19 protein-coding genes and 1 pseudogene are annotated in these 23,818 nt (G+C 58.3%); all 20 read right to left on the bottom strand.

Annotation, left to right across the window (positions count from 1 at the left end; all coding sequences use genetic code 11):
- Positions 1–3: 3 nt before the first annotated feature.
- Entirely contained in the window at positions 4–366 is a 363-nt protein-coding gene (locus tag AC19YQ_RS22825) for an Hpt domain-containing protein (RefSeq protein ID WP_339476810.1), read from the bottom strand.
- A gap of 30 nt (positions 367–396) precedes the next feature.
- A pseudogene (locus tag AC19YQ_RS22820) lies at positions 397–1,734 on the bottom strand (ATP-binding SpoIIE family protein phosphatase); the annotation flags it as partial.
- Positions 1,735–1,736: 2 nt separating this feature from the next.
- A complete protein-coding gene (locus AC19YQ_RS22815; RefSeq protein ID WP_339476811.1) occupies positions 1,737–2,042 on the bottom strand; it encodes an STAS domain-containing protein in 306 nt (101 codons plus the stop codon).
- A gap of 124 nt (positions 2,043–2,166) precedes the next feature.
- On the bottom strand, positions 2,167–5,046 hold the full coding sequence (locus AC19YQ_RS22810) for an RHS repeat domain-containing protein (RefSeq protein WP_500596015.1): 2,880 nt from the start codon (positions 5,044–5,046) through the stop codon (positions 2,167–2,169).
- Positions 5,047–5,252: 206 nt separating this feature from the next.
- Positions 5,253–5,705, bottom strand: coding sequence for a flagellar export protein FliJ (gene fliJ / locus AC19YQ_RS22805; protein WP_500596014.1), 453 nt, complete (start codon positions 5,703–5,705; stop codon positions 5,253–5,255).
- A gap of 6 nt (positions 5,706–5,711) precedes the next feature.
- The gene (gene fliI / locus AC19YQ_RS22800; RefSeq protein ID WP_133076000.1) at positions 5,712–7,070 is read right to left on the bottom strand and encodes a flagellar protein export ATPase FliI; all 1,359 of its coding nucleotides are present in this window, start codon (positions 7,068–7,070) and stop codon (positions 5,712–5,714) included.
- Positions 7,060–7,818, bottom strand: coding sequence for a flagellar assembly protein FliH (gene fliH / locus AC19YQ_RS22795; RefSeq protein WP_133075999.1), 759 nt, complete (start codon positions 7,816–7,818; stop codon positions 7,060–7,062). The genes fliI and fliH overlap by 11 nt, the downstream gene beginning before the upstream one ends.
- Positions 7,819–8,841: a flagellar motor switch protein FliG gene (gene fliG, locus AC19YQ_RS22790; protein WP_133075998.1), complete on the bottom strand. Its 1,023-nt coding sequence runs from the start codon at positions 8,839–8,841 to the stop codon at positions 7,819–7,821.
- On the bottom strand, positions 8,834–10,621 hold the full coding sequence (gene fliF, locus AC19YQ_RS22785) for a flagellar basal-body MS-ring/collar protein FliF (RefSeq protein WP_133075997.1): 1,788 nt from the start codon (positions 10,619–10,621) through the stop codon (positions 8,834–8,836). Before fliF ends, fliG begins: the two co-directional genes overlap by 8 nt.
- A 15-nt stretch (positions 10,622–10,636) precedes the next feature.
- Positions 10,637–10,969: a flagellar hook-basal body complex protein FliE gene (gene fliE, locus AC19YQ_RS22780; protein WP_019828811.1), complete on the bottom strand. Its 333-nt coding sequence runs from the start codon at positions 10,967–10,969 to the stop codon at positions 10,637–10,639.
- Positions 10,970–11,213: 244 nt separating this feature from the next.
- Entirely contained in the window at positions 11,214–12,587 is a 1,374-nt protein-coding gene (locus AC19YQ_RS22775) for a sigma-54-dependent transcriptional regulator (RefSeq protein WP_500596023.1), read from the bottom strand.
- Positions 12,588–12,592: 5 nt separating this feature from the next.
- Positions 12,593–13,711, bottom strand: coding sequence for a sensor histidine kinase (locus tag AC19YQ_RS22770; RefSeq protein ID WP_500596013.1), 1,119 nt, complete (start codon positions 13,709–13,711; stop codon positions 12,593–12,595).
- 207 nt (positions 13,712–13,918) lie between these two features.
- Entirely contained in the window at positions 13,919–15,400 is a 1,482-nt protein-coding gene (locus tag AC19YQ_RS22765) for a sigma-54 dependent transcriptional regulator (RefSeq protein WP_133075994.1), read from the bottom strand.
- Between the two features lie 180 nt (positions 15,401–15,580).
- Positions 15,581–15,874, bottom strand: a complete 294-nt coding sequence (gene fliT, locus AC19YQ_RS22760) for a flagellar protein FliT (RefSeq protein ID WP_019828807.1) — start codon at positions 15,872–15,874, stop codon at positions 15,581–15,583.
- Between the two features lie 16 nt (positions 15,875–15,890).
- Positions 15,891–16,280: a flagellar export chaperone FliS gene (fliS, locus tag AC19YQ_RS22755; protein WP_133075993.1), complete on the bottom strand. Its 390-nt coding sequence runs from the start codon at positions 16,278–16,280 to the stop codon at positions 15,891–15,893.
- Between the two features lie 96 nt (positions 16,281–16,376).
- The gene (gene fliD, locus AC19YQ_RS22750) at positions 16,377–17,738 is read right to left on the bottom strand and encodes a flagellar filament capping protein FliD (protein ID WP_490594672.1); all 1,362 of its coding nucleotides are present in this window, start codon (positions 17,736–17,738) and stop codon (positions 16,377–16,379) included.
- Positions 17,739–17,893: 155 nt separating this feature from the next.
- A complete protein-coding gene (locus AC19YQ_RS22745) occupies positions 17,894–19,903 on the bottom strand; it encodes a flagellin N-terminal helical domain-containing protein (RefSeq protein WP_500596012.1) in 2,010 nt (669 codons plus the stop codon).
- A gap of 360 nt (positions 19,904–20,263) precedes the next feature.
- Complete coding sequence (locus AC19YQ_RS22740; protein ID WP_019828801.1) at positions 20,264–21,190, bottom strand: ketoacyl-ACP synthase III; 927 nt, start codon at positions 21,188–21,190, stop codon at positions 20,264–20,266.
- Positions 21,191–21,546: 356 nt separating this feature from the next.
- Positions 21,547–23,127, bottom strand: a complete 1,581-nt coding sequence (locus AC19YQ_RS22735) for a flagellar hook-associated protein 3 (RefSeq protein WP_326397630.1) — start codon at positions 23,125–23,127, stop codon at positions 21,547–21,549.
- A 14-nt stretch (positions 23,128–23,141) separates the two neighbouring features.
- On the bottom strand, positions 23,142–23,818 hold a 677-nt coding region (locus AC19YQ_RS22730; RefSeq protein WP_500596011.1), incomplete at its 5' end, for a flagellar basal body rod C-terminal domain-containing protein.

Below are 23,818 nucleotides of genomic sequence, written 5' to 3'. Positions count from 1 at the left end.
CAATCAGCTGATCGCGAAATACGGAGGCCCTGAGCGATGGCGCTCGGCACGGTAAAGTCGCCGAACCATCTGGTATTCATCGTCGATCTTGATCACCAGCTCCTGGATACCGGCCAGTTGCTTCTTTTGCGCACGCTCTTCAAGCAGGCCGCACAAGTGCGCCAAACGAATGGCACCCATGTTGCTGCTGCTGCCTTTAAAGCTGTGGGCAACCAGGGTCAGGTCGTCGGCTTCGCGGGTGTTGTGCAATTGCCCAATGCGCTCTTCGGAGTCAGAGAGGAAGGTGTCGAGCAGGTCCGCAAAACCGCCCTCCATCACGTCTCGCAACGCATCGACCACTTTCGGATCCATATGAATGTCAGACACTTGTTCACTCCTTGATCAAGAATGGCCGGATTATGCCAGACCCCCCCATGAAAACTCTACGGTCGCACTACGACCATCTGGTGCCCAGCGGGCTGCAGGGCACAGTTGACGGACCAAACTCACTCCACGCCCCGACAGACGGTCTGAATCAAGGGGTCTGGACATGACTTTGTCGACATCGAAGCCGGCACCACTGTCTTCAACCTGGATAAACAGGCGCCCGCTCTCCCCGATCGGCTCGACCTGCAACGACACCCGCACAAATCCGCTCTTGAGGGTCGCCAAACGCTCCCTGCGCTGCTGGTAATAATGGGCAAACCCTTCTGTATCGCGCTTGAGCCGAGAGTCGAGGCCCAGCACCCCGTGTTCCAGGGCATTACTGTAAAGCTCGGACAGCACTGCATGGATCACCGGCCCCTGGGCACGCAATCCGTGAACCTCCATCAGCAATTGCAGCAAGAAAGGCAGTGGATTGAACTGCTGCAGGGTTCGCGCCCGAAACTCGAAACGGGACGACCAGTCCCGCGGGCTGCATTGGCCGCTGTCTGAATAGACGATGGCTGGCACCCCCAGAAACTGCGGCAATTGAGAGGTGATATGCACCATGCTCACGTCATCCCGGGCCCGCCCCTGAAAATCGCGCAACGCCTGTTCGACCTCGGCAATCAGTTGCAGCGGATGGCGATTGGCATCCAGCACCCGCTCCAGACGTTCAACCCCGAACAGTTGCTGATCCGGGCCACAGGTATCGATCACGCCGTCGGTCAACAAAAACACCTGATCACCGGGCAGCATCGCAAAGACTTGAGTGGCATGGTCAAACACTTCAGCGCGCAACACCCCCAGCGGCAGGTGTTGCGACGTCAATGCCGTACGCTCACCACCGGACTGCAAGTAGCCGTCGGGCATCCCGCCATTCCAGACCTCGACACAACGGCGCTGGGCGCTGACACACAGCAACGTGGCGCAGCAGAACATGTCGACGGGCAGGATGCGCTTAAGCTTGGCGTTCATTTCACGGAGGATTTCGGCCAGGCCATAGCCTTTGGCCGTCATGCTGTAGAACACCTCGGCCAGTGGCATTGCGCCAATGGCCGCAGGAAGACCGTGGCCGGTGAAATCAGCGAGCAGCAGGTGGGTATCCCCGGCGGGGGTGTAGGCAGCCAATAACAGATCACCATTGAACAAGGCATAGGGCGATTGCGAGAAGCGGATATTGGGCGCATCCAGACACCCTGAATGCGCCACCCGATCAAACACCGCCTTGGCTACCCGCTGCTCGTTGAGCAGGTAATCGTTGTGCTCGGCGATCAAGTCACGCTGCTGCAGCACGGTTTGCTGCAATCGCCGCAGGCGCTCCATTGAGCGGCTCAATTGATATCGAACAGCTTGTCAAAGTTGGAAATACCGAGAATCTTGCGCACATCCGGGCTGCTGTTGACCACCCGGATATCCGACTCATCGCCCCCGGCGTGCTCGCGTAGCAGCAACAACATGCCCAGCGCCGAACTGTCGAGGTAGGTCGCGTCTTTCAAATCCACTACCACGCAAGCGGGCCGGGGGTTCAATTCCTCATAGGCACTGCGAAATTCCTGATGTTTGGCAAAGTCGAACCGGCCCTTGATTGCGATTGTCAGCTTGCTGCCATCTTCGGAGACTTCAGATGTCACTGCCATGTGGATGCTCCCGAGGTTGTCCCAGCAACTATAGACGCTCCTGACGAACGGGTGATATGAACCCTTCCTGGCCTGCCAGGGGTGGCAGTTTCCTGCCACCTCTATACACCCTCTGCACACAAAATTACCGACCTGCCCCACTTGTACCTGCCCTGCTTGAAGTGCTTGCCCTGCTTGAACTGCCCGCCCTGACTGCCGCACTAAGTTTATTAGCGGCAAATGCTACGGCTAAATAGGCAACTGAGTCTGCGTTCCCTGTGAATATTCTCTCCCTGACCAGAGGATTTGAAAGGCTGGAAATATCCCCCATGAGTTCAGGGAACTGGGTTTTAAAAAACTCCGCGCGCGATCCGGATCTATATTTTTCAATGGCTTTGAAAATGGCTTCATCATGTGCACCTGCCGTAAGCGGGGAAGCGTATTGCAAATTACTGGCCAGGACGTCATCCAGAACTTCCTCGGCACCCGGCAAATGCAAAGCTGACATTTCACTTCTTATATATGAAAAGTCTAGCGTTTTTTGGTGATGTGAAAGTTCATGAAGAAGAATGGTTGCATAGAACAGCGGATGATGATCCTGCACACTTGGCTCAGAAATGAATACCCGGCGCGCCAAATCTCTTTGGTCAACAAAGGCGTCAGAGTTTTTAACTCTGGGGGTGCCTGGTAAATACTTTACAAACACCAATGATTTCAGTTGAGAATCACTTGAAATGGCAGTCAAGTGCTCATCCATTCCTTTATATATTCGTGCAAGTTCCGGCATTGTGTGTTCGCTCTGAAAGCCCTCAGGTCCTGAAATTAGAGTATCTAACGCAATCTCATTCCCTTCGGTTGCGTAACTCCTGCTGATAATGAGTTCCACCACATCAATCGCTTCTTTAACGGCTATCTGTGCCAACTCGATAGCTTTAACGGTTCGACTTGCAAGGCCCGGATTGCTCTTACCAAGGTCTTCAACACCACGACTTACAATTTCCAATTTACGATGACGAAGGGCAGACTCTTCCACCTTATCTACTTTTGAACTTTTCAGCATAAGCCCAGCCACATCATAACCACACACCGGACTGTTTCGAACAAAACAATAACGATTCAACCCATCTATATCGCCCGCCGGATCAGGATTGATCCAACGACACAACCACGGCGCGTAATAACGCAAACCGTAGTAATACAACCCGGTGGCATCACGCTCCTCTCCCGAATAGCGAATCGTTTTGTAGCTGGCCTCAAGCTGATTTCTGGCGGCCCACCAGGCAGTACCGCCAAAAGGGTAATACCCTTCCTGACTGAGGGTGGCAGCCTGATCGTCAAGCTCAAGGGTGCTGGAGCCCAAATGGTCGCTCAGGCTGTAGCGCAACTGGTCAGGGGCGATGCCTGTCGGTTGGCCCTGCTCCCAGTGCAGCAGACGCACACCATTGCGTCCGGCACCTGCACTGATGACATGCAACACTTCACCGCCAGCCACCGCACTATTGTGGCGAATTTCCAGCCCCGGCAAATAACGCACATCGGCCACATGCTCGACATTGGCCGCCTTGCGCAGGGTGACTTTGCGTACGCGTTGACCGCCAGCGTCATACAAGTAGTGCTCACAGTCATCACTGCCATCCACCCGCACCACCGGGCTCACTTTTTGTAACTGGTTGCGCAGATCCCATACCAGTCCTTGCCCCGGTTGCAGTGCTTGCAAGTTGCCGCTGCGATCAAACGCCGTCGCAATTTCCGCTTCGCCGGGCAGTTCACCGTTGCGCTCGGGCAGACTGCGGTTACTGCGCAGCGCAGTCGCCATGCGCAGATTCCAGGACTGAGCACCTTGGTGCGAGAGCCGCTGCATGTTGCCCGCTCTGTCGTATTGGTAAGTCTGGCGATAATTAACCAGTTGATTGGCATCCGCAATTGCCGGCAACCCAGGGCCGCGAGTGGCCGTATCAACTTCACGGCCGGTGGCGCTGATTAACTGATACAGCGTGTCGTATTCATAGGTACTGATGGGCTCGATAACCTGATTGCGAAAGAAGCGTGTTGGCTGAGCGTAATCGTCGATTTGCAGCACATTACCGACCGGGTCATAACGGTAGCGCAGGTCCTGAACACGTGTACCGTCAGCCTTGCAGGCACTGAGTTGCGTCAACAGGCCAGTGGCCGATTGATACAGGTTGCGGCTGATAACACCATTGCCAGCGGTCTCTTCAAGCACTTGCCCGAAAGCACCGTAAACGCTGTCACGCAGCAAGATCTGTGGCAATTGGCCGGGTCGCGTAATGCTGCTTTCGACAAGTTGACCCGCCACATTCCGACGCCAGCTTTGCAGGTTGCCTACAGCATCGATCTGATGCAGCGGGTTGCCGAGTGCATCGTATTGCCACGCCGTGCTGTAGCTGCTCTCTTCCAGCACCGCGTCAGGCCAGTCGGGCGCCGTCAACTGCGCCAAAAACTGGCGTGCCTGCTGCTGCACTTGCCCGAGCAGTGAGAAGGACGGTGTGAACTGGCTTCCGGCGCTGTCGTCTTGACGAATCAATTGTCCGCAGCGGTTGCGCGAAACGTCTTCTTGCGCAGTACCGGCATACAGCAAGCGTTCGCGACAGCGCTCATCTGCGCCTTTGGCCCGCTCAAAATAGGCGGCTGGACGCAGCAATGCATCGTACTCGACACGATGATGGCTGCCCCGGCCATCCCAAGCACTGAGGAGCTGACCCGCGCCCCCATTAAACTGGGTACGCCAGCCAGCATCGACATTGTCGGTATGCAACGCTTGCCCTGACAGGCTGTAGACCGTTGAGTGGTTAGGCTTGACTGTTTCATCTTGCTGCCAGGCAGCAAACAGGCGCGGATCCCATTGACGGATCAAGCGCCCGGCCGGGTCATAGGACTGCTGCGTCACTCGGGCCTGCGAAGACTCCTGCGGCGCAGCCCTGTACCAAGACACCGCTCGAACTGACAACCCGCGCGGATCGATCACGGTGAGCGTTGGGGTATGTCGGTGCAGGGATAGATCCACGATAGACCTCCGAAACAGTTTCCAATGGCTGTAAGGAAAGTCTAAGCAGGATCGGGGTTTTTACTAAAAAGGCAGCAGGATTTTCTTACCAGCGGTCACGCACTGAGGCTGGACAACCTCTGATCAGAGTGGAAGAAAGTCTTTATAGATGGTTTTGAATGGCACCATTGCTTTGGCAACTTTACAGCCCGTCTGCGACCTGTCGATCAATAGCTGTCCCTGCGCGGCAATCGCTGGGACAACTCGTCCATCAATTTTTGCTCGCGCTTGTCTTCCAGCTGGCGGGCTTCGTCGGCGTAACGCTGAACCAGCTTGCGCAGCCCCTCGACGCGGGCATAGGCCGTCTGCCACGTCTCACGGGCCTTGTCGAGGTTGTTCTGATGCCACACCAGACTCTGGCGCTGCTGGCCGACGGCGGTTTCCAGCTGGCCAAGGAAGTATTGATAGTTGCGCAGCCATTGGCCCGACACGCCCTGGCTGCCGCGATCAACCCACTGCGCCTGGTACTCGCCACGGAAGTTTTCCAGGTCCCCCAGCTTGCTGTTCGCCAGGTTGACTTGCCCTTGAAAGTGCCCCAATCGCTGGGCCGCCGCCTTCTCGGTCTTTTCGGCCATATCGACCACTGGCGCCAGGCGCACTGCCCTTGAATCACCGGCCATCGTCGATTAACCACCCTCTGCCGGGGCGAAGATGCTGCCCAGATGCCCGCCGCTCTCGGCCAGGCTGATGTTGTCGTTCAGCCCTTGGCGCAGGTACGCCACCATTGCCGGTTGCAAGGCAATGGCGGTATCGGTTTCACGGTCTCCACCCGGCACATAGGCGCCCACGCTGATCAGGTCGCGGGCTTGCTGGAAGCGGGACCACAGCTGTTTGAACTGCTGCGCGCGACGCATGTGTTCTGGCGTGACCACCGACGGCATGACCCGGCTGATGGACGCTTCAATATCGATGGCCGGGTAATGCCCTTCTTCGGCCAGGCGCCGGGACAACACGATATGGCCGTCGAGCACGCCCCGCGCCGAGTCGGCGATGGGGTCCTGCTGGTCATCGCCTTCGGACAGCACGGTATAGAACGCCGTGATCGAACCGCCACCGGCCTCGGCATTACCGGCCCGCTCCACCAGCTTGGGCAGTTTGGCGAACACCGAAGGCGGATAGCCCTTGGTCGCTGGCGGCTCGCCAATGGCCAGGGCGATTTCCCGCTGGGCCTGGGCGAATCGGGTCAGGGAGTCCATCAGCAACAGGACATTCTTGCCCTTGTCGCGAAAATATTCGGCGATTCGCGTGCAGTACATGGCTGCACGCAAACGCATCAACGGCGCGTCATCGGCAGGCGATGCCACGACCACCGAGCGCTTGAGACCTTCGGTGCCGAGGATATGCTCGATAAATTCCTTTACCTCACGACCCCGCTCACCGATCAGACCAACCACGATAATGTCGGCTTCGGTAAAACGGGTCATCATCCCCAGCAGCACACTCTTGCCCACGCCCGTACCGGCAAACAGGCCCAGACGCTGGCCGCGCCCGACCGTCAATAAACCGTTGATGCTGCGAATGCCCACGTCCAGCGGCACGCTGATCGGGTCACGCTTGAGGGGGTTGATGGCAGGCCCGTCCATCGGCACCCAGTCTTCGGCCTTCATCGGCCCTTTGCCATCCAGTGCACGCCCGGCGCCGTCAAGCACCCGACCGAGCATGCTCATGCCCATCGGCAGGCGGCCATTATCGGCCAGGGGCACCACACGGGCGCCCGGCGCGATCCCGGCGACGCTGCCCACGGGCATCAGGAAGATTTTGCCACCGGAGAAGCCCATCACCTCGGCTTCGACTTCCACCGGGTGAAAGCTGTCGTCGTTGATCACCAGGCAACGACTGCCCATGGCGGCGCGCAGGCCTTCGGCCTCAAGGGTCAGGCCAACCATGCGCAGCAATCGGCCTTCAACCACCGGCTGCGCGGGCAAAGACACGGCCGGGGCATAGGTGCTCAGGCGCTTGGCAAAGCTGGTGCGCTTAAGGTGCATCGAGGTCGATGTCGATGTCAGGCGCCGCCGGATGCAGCGACTGCTCGTGGAGCTGGTCGAGCAACTGGTTCATGGCCTGTTTGATACGGGTTTCGATGCTGGCATCGATGCGGCTGTGCTCGGTTTCAATCCGGCAACCGCCGGGCTGCAGGGTGTCGTCTTCGACAATCCGCCAGTGTTCGTCGTGGCGCTCGCGCAAGGCCTTGATCTGATCGAAATCCTGCGGATTGATGAACAGCCGAATGTTCTCGGCACCCATCGGCAACAGCTTCAAACCCTCGCGCAGCACTTTCTCGATCTGGGTCGAATCGGTTTTGAGCTCACGCTGGATCACTTGCCGGGTCATGTGCTCGACCAGCCCGACCATGGCTTTTTCAAGTTGTTGGTCCTGCTCGGCAAGCGGCGCCAGCAAGCTGTTCATCAAGCGTTCAAGGCTGGCCACCCTGGCGCTCAGGGCAACCTCGGCTTCCTGGCGAACCTTGAGCTGAGTGCTGTGAAAACCTTCTTTTTCGCCCGTGGCAAAGCCTTCGTTCCAGGCCTCCTGGCGAATGCTTTCGAGTTCTTCGAGGGTCAGTGGCTGAACTTCATCCAGCGGCACTTCTTCGCTTTCCACCGGCAGCTCTTCGACCGGCTCGGGCTCAGGCTCTTCGGGCTCGCGCCAAGGGTCAAAGCTGGGCAGCCCCCACACATCGAAGGCACCCACATCCTTGGCCCGGATCACATCTCCGGGGGAGTCACCGCTGCTCACTTAGATCATCTCTTCGCCGCCCTTCCCGCCGAGAACAATGTCTCCGGCTTCGGCCATACGGCGGGCGATGGTGAGGATTTCTTTCTGCGCAGTTTCAACATCACTGACACGTACCGGGCCCTTGGCTTCCAGGTCGTCACGCAACAGTTCGGCCGCGCGCTTGGACATGTTCTTGAAGATTTTTTCCTGCACGTTCTCGTCGGAGCCCTTGAGCGCCAGCACCAGCACGTCCGAGGACACCTCGCGCAGCAACGCCTGGATCCCCCGGTCGTCTACATCGGCCAGATTGTTGAACACGAACATCAGGTCTTCGATCTGACCCGAGAGGTCTTCGTCGATATCGCGGATCGAATCCATCAACTGCGATTCCATCGAGCTGTCGAGGAAGTTCATGATGTCGGCCGCCCGCTTGACGCCGCCCAGAGAGGTGCGCGCCGCATTGGAGTTGCCGGAGAACTGTTTTTCGAGGATCTGGTTCAGCTCTTTGAGCGCCGCCGGCTGCACGGTATTGAGCGACGAAACCCGCAGGATGATGTCCAGGCGCGCCTTCTGGTCGAAGTGACCCAGCACTTCACCCGCTTGGTCCGGGTCCAGATACGCCACCACAATGGCCTGGATTTGCGGGTGCTCGAAGCGGATCACGTCGGCCACGGCGCGAGGCTCCATCCACTTCAGGCTGTCGAGGCCACTGGTGTTGCCACCCAGCAGGATGCGGTCGATCAGGCCGTTGGCCTTGTCTTCGCCCAGGGCCGAGGTGAGCATTTTGCGGATGTAGCTGTCCGAGCCCACGCCAAGGCTGGTCTGGTCGCCGACGATCTCAACAAACTCGCTCATCACCTGCTCGACCTGCTCACGGTGAACGTTGCGCATTTGCGCCATCGCCACCCCCACCCGCTGGACCTCTTTGGGGCCCATGTGGCGCAGCACCTGGGCCGCGTCGGATTCGCCCAGGGACAGCAGCAAAATGGCGGCCTTGTCGACCCGGGTCAACTTGGCGTTGGCGCCCGCACGGTTATCACTCATCGGCATTGATCCACTCTTTTACTACCTGAGCCACACGGCCCGGATCTTCTGCGACCAGACTCTTGATTGCGTTCAACTGAGCGTCATAGCCTTCGCTCGGGCTTGGCAACATGATGCTCTGCGGACCGCTGAGGCTGACACGGTCGTTGGCCAACTCACGATCGAGTCCGCCCGGGCCGCCCATCTCGGCATCGCTGCCAATGCCTGCCACTTGCTTGTTGCGACCGTTGCCGGTGATGTTGTTGAGCACCGGGCGCAACACACCAAACACCAGCACCAGAATAAACAGCACACCCAGTACTTGTTTGACCACATCCCAGAACCAGGGCTGCGAATAGAACGGGATGTCGGCGATCACTTCGGCGCGCTCGGTGGAGAACGGCACGTTGATCACACTGACACTGTCGCCACGGCTGGCATCAAAACCCACGGCGTCCTGCACCAGGCGGGTAAAGCGTGCCAGTTGATCGGTACTCCACGGTACCTGGGTGATTTCACCGTTGGCCGGGTTGACGCTGATCTTGTCGTCGATCACCACCGCCACCGACAGGCGATTGACCCTGCCCTGCTGCTGCTTGGTGTGGCTGATGGAGCGGTCCAGCTCGAAGTTGCGGGTCGATTGGGAGCGCTTGTCTGCCGGGTACGGTGCCAGCATTGGCTGGCCGGTGCCCGGGTCCATGATTTGCTGACCGTTGGCATCGAGCAAAGGCTGACCCGGCTGGATCATGCCCGCTGCGGCGGCGCCCTGGCCGGTTTGCTGAGGGGCGGTGGCCGGGCTCGGCGGCTGATTGCTCAAGGCACCGGGCACGCCTTGGGGGCCGTTGCTGGCGGTGCGCTGCTCGCTGGTCGATTGCTCGCTGCGCAGCGCCGGTTGATCGGGGTTGAACTGTTCGGAGGTGGACTCGACGGCACTGAAATCCACATCAGCCGACACTTCTGCCTTGTAACGGTCATTGCCCAGCACCGGCTGCAGGATGTTGTGCACGCGCTGAGTCAACATGCCTTCCATGCGGCGGCTGTAGTCGAACTGCTTGCCGGCCATGGTCAGTTCGGAGTTTTCACCCTGATCCGAAAGCAGATTGCCTTTTTGGTCGACCACGGTGATCTGGGACTTGCTCAATTCAGGCACGCTGGTGGCGACCAGATTGACGATCGCCAGCACCTGGCCCGGCTCCAGCGAGCGGCCCGCGTAGAGTTCAACCAGGACCGACGCACTGGGCCTGCGCTCATCGCGCACGAACACCGAGCTTTTGGGAATCGCCAGGTGAACCCGTGCACCCTTGACGTTATTGAGGCTGGAAATGGTGCGCGCCAACTCGCCTTCCAGACCACGACGATAACGCGTGGCCTCCATGAACTGGCTGGTGCCCAGGCCCTGGTCCTTGTCGAGGATCTCGAAACCGATATTGCTGTCGGTCGGCGTGACGCCTGCGGCCGCCAGTTTCAGGCGGGCACGGGCAATGTCGTCGGCCTTGACCAGCAAGGCGCCCGAGTTGGGCTCAACGGTGTAGGCAATGTCGGCGGAGGCCAGGGTTTCCATGACCTGCTTGGCATCCATACCGGCCAGGCTGCCATACAGCGGCCGGTAATCGGGTTGCTGGGACCACAACACAACGGCAAAACCAATGGCCACGCTCGCCGCCAGGCCGACCATCAGGCCGACCTGACGCAGCATGGTCATATCGGCCAGGTTGTCCAGAAAAGACAGGCCAAACAGCGGCGGCTTGCCGCCGGCTGGGCCTGTTTGGGCCGGAACGTTATCCGGGAGTGCATCTGCCATGACTTGATATCGCCCTTAAACCGGCATCTGCATGATGTCTTGGTACGCCTGAACCAGCTTGTTACGGACTTGGGTCAACGCCTGGAAAGAAACACTGGCCTTCTGGGAAGCAATCATTACATCCGTCAGGTCTACGCCGGTCTTGCCGATTTCGAAGGCGTTCGACAACTGGCTCGATGCCTGCTGCGTGTCGCTGACCTTGTTGATCGCATTGCCGAGCATGTCGGAAAAGCTGCTGGCACCGGCTTCGGGAACGGCCTGCACAGCCGATTTTGGCTGAGCCATGGCGTCCATCTGCATGGCCCGCATGTCCAACATCAATCGATTAAATTCAATACCTTGGCTCATGGACAACTGCCTCCGACGACCCGCAATTTTTTGACACTTTCACAGCGCTTACCGAGGTATAGCAACAAGGGTGCCAGCTCTTTGTCGTTTTATAACAATTACCGTTACAAAACGTCGCAGACAAGGATCACACCCACCCCTGTGAGAGCGGGCTTGCCCGCGACGGCATCACCGCGCAACGTCTGATGCACCGCGTCGATCAAATCGCGAGCAAGCCCGCTCCCACGCTGGTTTAGTGGCGCTCTCAGATTGCGGCAAACAAATAAGCCTCAACATCCATCCCCGCATCGCGCATCTGCGCCAGCTTGTAGCGCAAGGTCCGCGGGCTGATGCCCAGGCGCTCGGAAGCCTCCTTGCGTCGCCCCCGCTCGGCTCGCAAGGTGTCGATAATCAGCTGGAATTCACGTCGGCGCAGATCATCACCCAGCGCCCCCGCCGACTCCACAACCTCGACCGGCGAAGCCAGTGGCGGCAAGGGCGCGCAGGCCACAGGCCCTGCCAGGCAAAAATCTGCCGCTTCGATCTGGCCGCCCTGTTGCAAAATCAACGCCCGCTGAATCGCGTTATCCAGCTCGCGCACATTACCGGGCCAGGGGTATGCGCCCAGGCACGCCCTGGCATCCGGCGAAAACCCGACTGCCGTGTGCTTCATTTTGCCGATGTACTTGGCCAGCAGCCGCTCAGCCAACGGCAGGATGTCGGCAGTACGCTCGCGCAGAGGGCTCCAGGCCAGCGGAAACACTGAAAGGCGATAGAACAGATCCTCGCGAAACCGTCCCGCAGCCACTTCACCCGCCAGATCACGGTTGGTGGTGGCGACCACGCGGATATCCAGCACAATCGGCTTGCGCCCGCCTACCCGCTCCACTTCACGCTCTTGCAGCACCCGCAGCAGTTTTGCCTGCAGGCCCAGGGGCATCTCGGAAATTTCATCGAGCAGCAAGGTGCCGCCATCCGCCTGCTCAAACTTGCCGGCCTGGGCCGCAATGGCGCCGGTAAAAGCGCCTTTCTCATGACCAAACAGAGTGGCTTCGAGCATGTTGTCGGGGATGGCCGCGCAGTTGATCGCCACAAACGGCTGATCAACCCGACGGGAATGCTGGTGGATATAACGCGCCAGCACTTCTTTACCCGTACCCGACTCGCCCGAGATCAGCACCGTCGCATCACTGCGCGCCACCCGCGCCGCCAACTCCAACAGCTGGACACTGGCCGGCTCAACCGCCACCGGGCCTTCAGTGTCCGCCACCCCCAGACTGCCCAGGGCATGACGACCCACCAGATCGAGCAAGGCCTTGGGTTCAAACGGTTTGACCAGATAGTCCACCGCCCCCTGGCGCATGGCATCCACCGCCCTCTCCACGGCGCCATGAGCCGTCATCAACAGCACCGGCAATTGGGGCTGACAGGCGCGCAGGCGAGCGAGCAACTGATGGCCATCCATGCCCGGCATGTTGACGTCACTGACCACCAGGCTGAACGCCTGCGAAGTGACCGCCGCCAGGGCTTCTTCCCCCGAGCTGACCGCCTTAAAGCCGTGACCGGCCAGCAATAGCGTGTCCGCCAGCGCTTCGCGCAACGCGTGATCGTCTTCAACCAACAGCACGTTAATTCGCATCACCATCAGTTTGCCTCCGCCACACCGGGAATCAGCGGCAAGCTGAGCAAGGCGCAGGTGCCACGCCCCAGCCGCGAACGTAACTGCAAGTGGCCCTGATGCGCCCGTACCACCGCGTTGACCACCGCCAACCCGAGGCCGGTGCCGGTCGCCTTGGTGGTGAAAAACGGTTCGCCCAAACGCGCCAGGACTCGGGGTTCAATGCCACCGCCACTGTCGCTCACGCACAGCCTCAGGCAGTTATCACGGCGGTATAAATGGACTTTAAGCCGCACCTGCACAGCACCCGTTTGCAGGGCGTTTTCGATCAGGTTCAGCAGCGCGCCCACCAGGGTGTCGCGATTGCACAGCAGCTGCCCCGTATAGGCATCGCACTGCCAGCGTATCGACACGCCCTGAACATGGGTTTGCGCGGCGGCCTGCAGGGTTTGCATCAGGACCTTGGGGCTGACCCGATCTGTCAGCGGCAATTCGCCCCGGGCAAACACCAGCATGTCGCGCACTTGATGCTCAAGCTCGTGCAGTCGCTCCTTGAGGCGCCCGGCAAAGCGCTGTTGGGTTTCCAGCGGCAGCGCCTGCTCGGTCAAATGACTGGCGTAGATCAGCGCTGCCGACAGTGGCGTACGAATCTGGTGGGCCAGGGAGGCAACCATCCGCCCCAAAGACGACAAGCGCTCATGGCGGGCAAGTTGATCTTGCAGGCGCCGGGTTTCTGTCAGGTCATTGAGCAAGACCAGTTGCCCCGGCTCGGCATCCAGCGAACGGGTGGCAATCGACAGGCGCCGACCGTCCTTGAGGGAGACTTCGTGACCATCGTCTTCGCGGGGTGCAAAGCAGCGGGCAATCACATGGCGCCACAACTCGCCCTCAAGGGGCAGGCCCAGCAGCTCGCAGGCCGCAGGATTGGCCTCGCGCACCCGTCCGCGATCATCGATGACGATGACCCCGCCCGGCAGCAGATCAAGCAGGTGTTGCAGGCGATTGGCCAGCCGCTCTTTTTCCGCCAGCTCAGCCATGCGCTGTTCGCTGACCACCGCCAGCTCCCCCGTAAGCTCCGAAACACGGGCTTGGAGCAGGCTATAGGGATCAGAAACGGAAGAAAGCTGGACGGCGGCTTGAGGCATGGTGCGTGCTCGCTTGGCTGACCGTCATAAAACGGTTCGTTGAACCAAGCGAAGCAATACCCGTGCCTGAATAGATAACACTAGCGAACCGCAATGCCGGCCCCGACTTATGTGGGAGCGGGCTTGCTCGCGATTTGGGCGCCTCGCAGTGTCAGGAATAACGCGGTGAAGCTATCGCGAGCAAGCCCGCTCCCACAGAGACAGGCGTCAATCGTCTGCCTGTTCTTCGCCTTCACGACGGCTCATGCCGTACTTGCGCATTTTTTCCACCAGAGTGGTGCGACGAATCCGCAGGCGTTCTGCCGCACGGGCGACGATGCCATTGGCGTCGTCGAGCGCCTGCTGGATCAGCCCCTGCTCCAGCCCCCCCAGGTAGTCCTTGAGGTCCAGGCCTTCGGGCGGCAGCATCGCATTGGCGCTGGCGACGAAATCGGTAGTAGCACTGTTGATGGCCACGCGCTCTTCCATGTCGCTGCGCAGGCTGTCGACCATCTGCTCGTCTTCGTCATCCACGTAGCGGAATTTTTTCGGCAGCTCAACCACGCCAATCACGCCATAGGGATGCATGATCGCCATGCGTTCCACCAGATTGGCCAGCTCACGGACGTTGCCCGGCCATGCATGACGGCACAACGACATGATCGCGGCAGAATTGAAGCGGATCGAGCCACGCTTTTCGTGCTCCATGCGCGAAATCAGCTCGTTCATCAACAGCGGAATATCTTCGACCCGCTCGCGCAGAGGCGCCATTTCGATCGGGAATACGTTGAGGCGGTAGTACAAGTCTTCGCGGAAGGCGCCGACTTCAATCATGCTTTCGAGGTTTTTGTGGGTCGCTGCAATGATCCGCACATCGGCGCACTGGGTCTTGTTGCTGCCCACGCGCTCAAAGGTACGTTCCTGCAACACGCGTAGCAGCTTGACCTGCATCGGCAGCGGCATATCGCCGATTTCATCGAGAAACAGCGTGCCGCCATTGGCCAGCTCGAAACGCCCGGCACGGCTGGTGATTGCCCCGGTGAAGGCGCCCTTCTCATGCCCGAACAGCTCGCTTTCGAGCAGTTCAGCAGGAATCGCCCCACAGTTGACGGGTACAAACGGCGCGTCACGGCGCTTGGAGTGGTAATGCAGGTTACGTGCAACCACTTCCTTGCCGGTCCCGGACTCGCCGAGGATCAAGACGCTGGCATCGGTGTCGGCCACTTGCTGCATCATCTGGCGCACATGCTGAATCGCACGACTGGTACCGACCAGGCTGCGAAACAGGTTGGGCTCACGATGACGACCGCGCTCGCGGGCCTGGTCGTACATCTCGCGATAGACCTGGGCACGGTGCAGGGAATCAAGCAATTTGCTGTAGCTGGGGGGCATTTCAAGACTGGACAACACCCGGCGGCGCTGATCTTCAGGCAAATCGACCGAAGAAACTTCACCTAAAAGCATGATCGGCAGGAACTCATCCCACACAGCCAGTGTCTTAAGCAAGCTTGAAAGACCACCCGCAGTACTCACCGTGCCTACAAGCACGCAGAGTACTTCACGACTGGACGGCAAGACTTTGACGGCTTGCTCCCATTCGTGGCTAGGACTGGCTAAATTTTCTTCACCAAGAAAATTCAGAATCACCGCCAGGTCGCGGCGGCGGACGCTATCGTCATCGATCAACAGAATTTTGGTTTCACGCCACATGCAATAGCAACTTCCCTAGTCAACTCAATGCCCCGGATGGCAGGACATATGTAGACGCCCTAACCCTGTTGGATATCTAAGACGACTGAATACAGAATAACGAGCTAGTTAAGTCAAAAAACTGTGCATAGTCAAATTTATGGCGGTTTAAAACGCGATTAACCACATATTCTTTAGGCCTTAACCGAATAGATGGTAAACCTTTGACGCATTTTTTGCTTGATTGATCTGCCCCATTTGCTCAACGACTGACTGACGCTCATCGGTCGCGGCTTCCAGCAGCATGCGATACACCACCAACAGCCCTTCCAGATTCTCGCGCAACACCGCCTCATCCAGCGGCGCCTCATCCAGAACACTCTCGACACACACCCGACAAGCCGAGTCCAGCTCGCCGATGGCATCCCAATTGCGCTCGGCCAGAGCATCAATCAGCGCTACGCGGGTTTCCTGAATTCGTTGCAGTTGGCTCATGACACACTCCTCGGGCTTATTGCGGGGCAATGGCATCCCAACCACTTTTTACAGTGATCAGCAGGCGAGCCACTTCATCGATGATTTCAGGGTCGTTCTTGGCATTGGCCTGGGTCAAACGCACCGCCATGAATTCATACAGGCTGTCCAGCTGCTGCAACGCAGCCTTGTCATCGGTCTTGTCTTCATCCAGGCCCTGACGCAGGCCGGTGATGATGTCGATGGCCTTGGTGATCAACATGGCCTTCTGCGGGATATCACCACGGCTCATTGCGCCTTTGGCCTGGGCCATGCGATCCAGACCGCCTTCCATCAGCATTTGAATCAAGCGATGGGGGCTGGCTTCGGAGATTTGAGCGTGGGAATTAACCTTCTGATACTGACGAAGGGCGCGCATCGGGTTCATGTTTCGACCTCATTACGGTGACTGGCAAAAATCGCGGGTTCTTGATCTTTTTATCGACAGAAGCGGCCAAAGCTTTAGTGCCAGGGCCGGGCAAAATCAGTCGGATTTAGGGTTATTCAAGGAGTTGAGCGTGGTCATGATGCTGGAGCTGCTGGCGTTGATTTTGGCGATCAGACCATCCATGGCCGTGTATTTAGCGGTCAGGGTGCTTTTCATGGATTCCATGCGCCGGTCCAGGTCTGCTTGCTGAGTGGTCAGCGTGGTCAGCTTGGTGTTCAGATCCGTGGCCCGCGCCGCCAGCAAGCCGCTGCTGCCGACATAGCTTTCGGTCGCCTTGGTCATACGGGTTATCAGGCCGGTATCGCCGGTAAACACTTTGGCAATCTCGATAGCACCGTTGGGTGTGGCAACCGCGGCTTTCCACTTGGTGTCATCCAGGGTCAGCAGCCCGGTTTTCTGATCGGTACTGATGCCCATCTGGGACAGGTTGCCGACACTCGACGTACCCGAGTTTTGCAGCAGCTCGCCGCGCAAACCGTTGACCAACTGACGCATCGACGCGTCACCCGTCAAGGCACCTGCAGTGGTGGTCGCCGCATCACCGGTGGCGGTGACTTTGGTCTGGGTATTGATGCTGGTCAGCAGCGCGTTATAGGCGCTGACAAACGACTGAACCGAAGTTTTCAGGGTGTCAGTGTTCGAAGCCACGGTAATGGTGGACGCCTTGGTATCGAGCAACTCAAGGGTCACGCCACTGATGGCCGAGGTGATCTTGTTGCTCGACGACTCCATGGCGATGTCATCAATGGTGTACTCGGCATTCATCGGCGGCTTACCGGCGTCATACCCGGTGGCCAGCTCCGAATCACCGCTGACGGTGATATCGGTACCCTTGCCCGTGGTCTGCGAGCCGATCACCAGGCGCGAGCCGTTGGCATCGGTCAGAACGTTGGCGCTGATGCCCTTGGACTGCAGCTGCGTGTTGATCGCGTCCCGGGTCTGCTGCATGGTCGCGCCAGCCGGGATCTTGACGTCATAGCTGTCACCGGACTGGGAGATAGTCAGAGTCTGGTCTTGCTCGCTAGAGTTGACCGAGGCCGATGTGCCCCCTTCAAACACCTTGCTGGTGATTTTTGATGCGGTCGCCAACTGAGTGACGTTCAACGCATATTTGCCGCTGGACGCCTTGTCATCGATGGTGACTTTAGAAATTTTTTCGTCATTGGACGAAGCGGTCAAACCGTTGAAACTGGAGACACTGTTGAGTTTGGCAATGGCTGCGCGATAGGTTTCGAGCGAAGCTTTTACCGTGCCCACAGCGGACAGCTGAATCGTGGTGTCTTTTTGTTGCGCAGTAATCTGGCTTTGCTTGGGCGCTTTTTCAGCATCCACCAAGGCTTTCACAATCCCGATGGTGTCAAAACCCGAGCCGACACCGGTAATCGTTGAACTGGCCATCTGTATTCTCCTTGTACGGTGGCTATCGCTTTATTGACGAAGCAAGTGCCAAGGCTGCAGGCAGCTTCACATTTCGTGCCACCTTCAAGTACCAAACGCTGAAAAAACAAAAGGGCACGTAAACGCGCCCTTTTGTTCTCAACCAAACGCTGAAATTACTGAAGCAATTTCATGACAGCGGAAGGCAGCTGGTTAGCCTGGGACAGGATCGCGGTGGAAGCCTGTTGCAGGGTTTGTTGCTTGGTCAGCTCGGCAGCTTCGGAGGCGAAGTCAGTGTCCTGAACGCGACCCAGTGCAGCGGTGGAGTTCTCGGAAATGCTCTGCAGGTTGGCCACGGTGCTGGTGAAACGGTTTTGTACGGCACCCAGGGCGGAACGTTGGGTGTCGATCTGCTGGATCGCATCAGACAGGGCCTGGACGGTACGCTGGGAGTCAGCGGCGGTCAGGACGCTCAGGTCGGCAACGGTAGTTTCCACGGTGGTAGCCGAGGTTTTACCAGTGCCTTGCGCAGCAGTAGTGAGACCCAAAGCGGTCAAACCGGTACCAGCACTACCATCCTTAATAGTGATGTCTTTATTAGAGAACAACTTCAGCGTACCGTCATCATTCTTGCTGGCGGTGACGCCGGTGCTTGCACTGTTGATCGAGGAGACGATGGTGTCAGTGGTATCACCCTTCTTAAACTTAACCTCAACACCATTCAACTCAATCGATGTATCAGCTGTCAATTTAGCCTGAGAAGTGCCTGCCGACAGCCCCAACTGAGCCAACGAACCACCTTTACTATTAGCCAACTTAACATCGCTGCCATCTTTGGAGGTCAGCTCAATACGTCCTTCATCATTAATCGTGGCAGACTTGATACCATCAGCCTTCGAAATTTTATTCAACACCTGCTCAACGGTATCCGTAGCAGCCCAAGCAATCGACTTTCCATTGACCGAGATACCACCCTCGGCGCCAATCGCAGAGTTTCTTGCTAGCGGTGCACTTGTTGTAGCGGATGTCGTTTGCGGAGATGAAAGAGCGGTTAGACCAGCTTTACCTGCGTCCGCGCCTCCCACGACAATGGTATTGTCCGAAGTCAGCTTCATTTGACCCGCTGTGTCATCCCACTTTGCAGTCACACTTGAGTCTGCAGTTTTGATGGCAGCGGCAAGTTTTTCCCCACTCATTGCAGCGGTTATATCAACGCTTTTACCGTTGATTGTAATTTTATCTGTAGCTGCAAGCACTGAAACGTTAGCGTCCTTGAGACTTTCGGCTACCGAGCCTACGGTTATAGCCTTAGCTTCAATGGGGGCTGCCGTGGAAACACCTGCTTTAACAGCACCATTACCACCAAAGGTAATATCTGATGCGGACGTAAACGTTATTTTGCTCGTAGTCTTATCAAAGCTGGCAGTAACAGATGAATCTGCAGCGTTAATCGCCGTAGCCAGCTCCCCACCACTCATACCTACAGTCAGAGCAACGCCCTTACCGTTTACAGTCATGGTTTCACCAGCAGCAATAGCAGTAACCGCGTTACCAGTAACAGAGGCGAGAGTGGTGGTAGTGGTGGTAGTGGCGGTGCCTGCCAACACTGAGCCTACAGCGGTTGCTGACAAACTTTGCATCTTGGCACCAGCTACAGATGCTTCGCTGTAAGAACCCTTCAAAGCAGTAGCACTAATATCGCTCATACCAAACGAAATGGTCTGGTTGGCATCAGCACCCACCTGGAACGCCTGGTTCTGGAACGAACCGTCCAGGATGTTACGACCACCGTAGGTAGTGGTTTGTGCGATACGGGTCAGTTCACCGGTTTTCGCAGTAAATTCTTGTTGCAGGGACGCACGGTCGGCGTCGCTTTTATCACCGTTCGCGGACTGCAGGGCCAGTTCACGCAAACGTTGCAGAATGTTGGTCGACTCTTGCATCGCGCCTTCAGCGGTCTGCGCGATCGAGGTACCGTTGTTGGCGTTGGCGATGGCAACGGTCATGCCTTTGGTCTGAGAGGTCAGACGGTTGGCCATCTGCATGCCAGCAGCATCGTCTTTGGCGCTGTTGATTTTCAGGCCGGAAGACAGACGAGTCATCGAGGTGCTCAGTGCATCGCCGGCTTTGTTCAGGTTCTTCTGAACGGTCTGGGACGTGATGTTAGTGTTTACTGATAAAGCCATGACGAAATCCTCATTGGATGAATACTGCGGCTTCCGGCCCTGGCAACCGCCGGGTGTGGCCTAGAGAACCTTCGTAATAGTTATCGTCGTCAAAGCGGGTTGCTTGAGGGGTTTTTTGAATTTTTTTACTGGCAGGAGGCCATCCCTTGTATTTCAGGGGGTTAGCGAGGGATGACCTGCCAAGCATCCCTTGATGTGGGAGCGGGCTTGCTCGCGATTCGGGCGGCGCGGTACTTCAGGGAAACCGGGTTGATGCCATCGCGAGCAAGCCCGCTCCCACAAATGGCATCACCCCCCTGTCAGAACGCAAAACGCCCGTGGCTTTTTGGGCCACGGGCGTTTTGTGTGTCGGCTTGAAGCTTATGGGCGATAGATGATCGCCGAGCCCCACGACAGGCCCACGCCAAAACCGCTCAGCGCTACGCGCTTCCAGCTGGCTTCCATGACGTGTTTTTCCAGCAGCAGAGGAATGCTCGACGACACGGTGTTGCCCGTCTCGACCATGTCCTTGATGAACTTCTCCGGCTCGCCTTCAAAACGGCGGGCCACGGCGTCGACAATGGCCGCACTGCCCTGGTGGATGCAGAAGGCGTCGATGTCCTTGGAGGTCAGTTCGGACTCTTCCAGCAGTTCGTTCAGGTGCGCAGGCACTTTGAGCAGCGCGAAGTTGAAGACCTGGCGGCCGTTCATGAAGAACACGCCATCGCTGACTTTCAGGTGCGGAGCGCCGGAACCGTCGGTGCCGAACTTGGCCTTGCCCAGCTGCCAGGGAGCGTCTTCGCCCATCCAGGTGGCGGTGGCCGCGTCGCCGAAGAGCATGGTGGTGTTGCGGTCTTCAGGGTCGACGATTTTCGAATACGGGTCTGCGGTGATCAGCAGGCCGTTTTTCAGGCCCGTGGCTTCCATAAAACCTTTCATCGCGTAGATGCCGTAGACATAGCCCGAGCACCCCAGGGAAATGTCAAAGGCAGCCACGTGGGTCGGCAGACCAAGTTTGTCCTGAACGATGGCGGCCGTGTGCGGCAGGCCTTCGGCGTCGCCGTTCTGGGTGACGACGATCAGCGCGTCGATGGATTCGCGCTTGAGCTGCGGATTGTTGGCGAACAGCGCGTTGACCGCTTCGACACACAGGTCCGAGGTTTCCTGGTCGGCGTCTTTGCGCGGAAGAAAGGCCGAACCGATCTTGCCCAGAATGAATTCTTCGTCCTTGGAGAACTTCGCGCCTTGCGCGTAGTTGTCTACACCGCTTGCTGGCACGTAACTGGCGATGCTTTTAATGCCAATCATTGTGGCTTCCCAATACTGAATAGCTGGAGATCACCCGCTCGCACAATCGAGGGGCGCTGACAATAAAAGGGCTTTATCGCGCAGGAATGCGGCGAATGTGGGTGCATAAAAATAGACAAAACAGCCTGAAAAAGGCCCGGCACCCGCCCGTACGTTTCACACGATACAGTGAAGATGCCCGTTATGACTCATAGGTCACGCTATTTTGTGTGGTTTTATACAAAAGGTTTCAGGCAAGACGCAGATTGTGTGGGAGCGGGCTTGCTCGCGATACAGGCGACGCGATGCGCCTGTATCACCGCGTTGATGCCTTCGCGAGCAAGCCCGCTCCTAGACAGAAGCGTCAGCGCTGCTGTTTAAAGCTGGTTAAACAGGCTCAGCTGGGAGATTTTGACGAACGCCAGTTGCGAGGCTTCGAGCATGGCTTTCTGGAATGCCAGTTCGATGGATGCCCCCGCCATGTCGGTGTTGCCAATGGCCGCTGTGGTGGAGTCGTTGGCCAGGCCCAGGCTGATGTTTTCGTCAGCCTGGATGTCCACCGTCTTCAAGCGCGCACCAATCGAACCGCGGGCGCTGTCGACGCCGGCACTGGCGTTTTTCAGGTTGCCGATAGCGGAGTTGATCGCGTCCTTTTGCGTTTGCTGGGCCAGCGGGTCTTTGTCGCTCGGGATCACCAGCGCCTTGCGCAGCTGGCTGATGGTGTCCAGGGCACTTTGGCTCTGGTGGTTGTTGCGGTTGATCGCAAACTGGTCGCCCGCTTGCGCCGTACCGGTAAAGTCGAACTTGATCCCCAGCGCACCGTCGGTCACGTTGCCCTGGGCAATCGACTTGCTATCGGCCGTCAGCGGCTGGGCATAGACCTCATACTCCGTGGCGCTGGTGAATTTGATCACCGCGCCATTGCTCGGAAAGCTATCGCCGTAGACCCCGGGGTCGGTCACGGTCGCGTTGGTGATCTGTGCGGTCGAGCCGTTGCCCGGCGTGCGCGAGGTGTTGAACGAGTCCGGCTTGGCCTCAAGGGTAAAGGTGCGCCCCGCCACTGCCGCATCCAGATCGGCCGCCGGGATGTCCTTGAGGTTGGGTGTAATGTCGAACGACACGCCGCGCAGGCTGATGCTCTGGGAGCCATCCTTGGTCGGGTCGAACACGCCATTGCCCGCTACCTGGGAGGTCAGGTCGTTGCCGTCGCGGTCGGTCAAGGTGTACTGGGTGCTGCTGCTGAACGTCAGCGTGTACGGCTGGCCTTCGGCAAAGCTTTTGTTGAACACCGGGCTTGAAGTGACCAGGCCAGCCGAGACGGAAAGCTTGCCATCATTGACCGATGCCACGCCGTCAGCGTCCAGCACCGGTACGAAAGTCGCCTGGGTGCGCCCGGTATTGACCGAACCTTCCATGAAGCTTTTGGCCGTGTCGCTGCTGGCCAGGGTCAGGGTGTCCGAGACTTTCAGGTTGAGCTGGGTGTCGTCGCCCTGATAGCTGTAGGTGCCATCGTTATTACGGGTGTAGGGCGCAGTATCAGTCTTGGAGCCCGAGAACATGTAGTTGCCTGCGGAGTCCTTGCTGTTGAGCAGGCTGAACACCTGCTCTTCAATGCTGCCCAGTTCGTTGGCGATGGCCGTGCGATCCGCGTCGCTTTTCCCGCTGCCTGCCCCGAGCGCCAGTTCACCGGCCTTTTGCAAGGCGGTGTTGATGCTGTCGAGCACCGATTCCTGAGCCCCCAGGGAAGACTTGATGCTGTTCATGTTGGTGGAGTACTGGCCCAGCATGTCTTTTTGCTGTTGCAGTTGCAGCAAGCGGGCGGCGCCCACCGGGTCATCTGCGGCAGTCTGGATACGCACGCCGGAATCGATCTGACCCTGGGTCTTGATCACCGACGAGAAGTTGTTCTGGTAGGTGGCACTGGTCGATTCAAAAAACTGCGAAGTAGAAATACGCATCGTCGCGGGCTCCCTTAAAGACTGTTGATCAGCGTGCTGAAGGTTGCTTGCGCCGCTTTGATGATCTGCGACGAGGCCGTGTAGTACTGCTGGAACTTGACCAGGTTGGACGCTTCTTCGTCCAGGTTGACCTGGGACACCGAGCTGCGAACTTCCTTGGCGTACGCCAGCGCCGCGCCGTTGGCGGTGCCGTCGACGGCGGCCTGACTGGCCTTGCCGCCCACCTTGGACACCAACTGGCTGTAGGAGGTGGCCATGCTCACGCCGCCATTGCCCTGGCTGTCCGCCCCCACCGTCGCTTTGGTCTGCAGGCCCAGCAGTTCGTTGGCGTTGCGGTTGTCGGCCTTGCCGTCCTTGTTGAACTGGATATCGAAGCTGTCGCCCTTGCCCGGCGAGCCGCTGAGGGTGGCATCGAAGCTGACATCGGTCACGCTGCCGTCAGCATTGGTGACTGGCACCTTGATAGTGACCGCGTTGTCCTGGCCCGGCACATAGGTACCGTCGCTGATTTTTTCGCCTTTTTCGTTCAGCACCCGGTAAGCATGGGCGCCATCGCCATTCACGCCATCAAAGACAATACGCACCGGCATCGCGGCTTCGATCTGGGACTGGCCCAGGTTTGTGCCGCTGTAAATATCCAGCGCCGATGACAGGTTCAGACCGCCCACCGCCCCGGTACCGGTGTTGGGGC

It is taken from the genome of Pseudomonas sp. MF06569, assembly GCF_059862735.1.
Note: the sequence above shows the minus strand (reverse complement) of the source record. Positions and strands in the feature narration are given on the sequence as shown.

Coding starts and splice junctions, on each gene's coding strand:
- fliD (WP_490594672.1), bottom strand. CDS start 17,738: ATGGCCAGTTCAACGATTACCGGTGTCGGCTCGGGTTTTGACACCATC.
- AC19YQ_RS22745 (WP_500596012.1), bottom strand. CDS start 19,903: ATGGCTTTATCAGTAAACACTAACATCACGTCCCAGACCGTTCAGAAG.
- AC19YQ_RS22735 (WP_326397630.1), bottom strand. CDS start 23,127: ATGCGTATTTCTACTTCGCAGTTTTTTGAATCGACCAGTGCCACCTAC.
- fliS (WP_133075993.1), bottom strand. CDS start 16,280: ATGAACCCGATGCGCGCCCTTCGTCAGTATCAGAAGGTTAATTCCCAC.
- fliT (WP_019828807.1), bottom strand. CDS start 15,874: ATGAGCCAACTGCAACGAATTCAGGAAACCCGCGTAGCGCTGATTGAT.
- fliG (WP_133075998.1), bottom strand. CDS start 8,841: ATGAGTGATAACCGTGCGGGCGCCAACGCCAAGTTGACCCGGGTCGAC.
- AC19YQ_RS22740 (WP_019828801.1), bottom strand. CDS start 21,190: ATGATTGGCATTAAAAGCATCGCCAGTTACGTGCCAGCAAGCGGTGTA.
- AC19YQ_RS22815 (WP_339476811.1), bottom strand. CDS start 2,042: ATGGCAGTGACATCTGAAGTCTCCGAAGATGGCAGCAAGCTGACAATC.
- fliE (WP_019828811.1), bottom strand. CDS start 10,969: ATGAGCCAAGGTATTGAATTTAATCGATTGATGTTGGACATGCGGGCC.
- fliF (WP_133075997.1), bottom strand. CDS start 10,621: ATGGCAGATGCACTCCCGGATAACGTTCCGGCCCAAACAGGCCCAGCC.
- fliJ (WP_500596014.1), bottom strand. CDS start 5,705: ATGGCCGGTGATTCAAGGGCAGTGCGCCTGGCGCCAGTGGTCGATATG.
- AC19YQ_RS22775 (WP_500596023.1), bottom strand. CDS start 12,587: ATGCGAATTAACGTGCTGTTGGTTGAAGACGATCACGCGTTGCGCGAA.
- AC19YQ_RS22765 (WP_133075994.1), bottom strand. CDS start 15,400: ATGTGGCGTGAAACCAAAATTCTGTTGATCGATGACGATAGCGTCCGC.
- AC19YQ_RS22770 (WP_500596013.1), bottom strand. CDS start 13,711: ATGCCTCAAGCCGCCGTCCAGCTTTCTTCCGTTTCTGATCCCTATAGC.
- fliI (WP_133076000.1), bottom strand. CDS start 7,070: ATGCACCTTAAGCGCACCAGCTTTGCCAAGCGCCTGAGCACCTATGCC.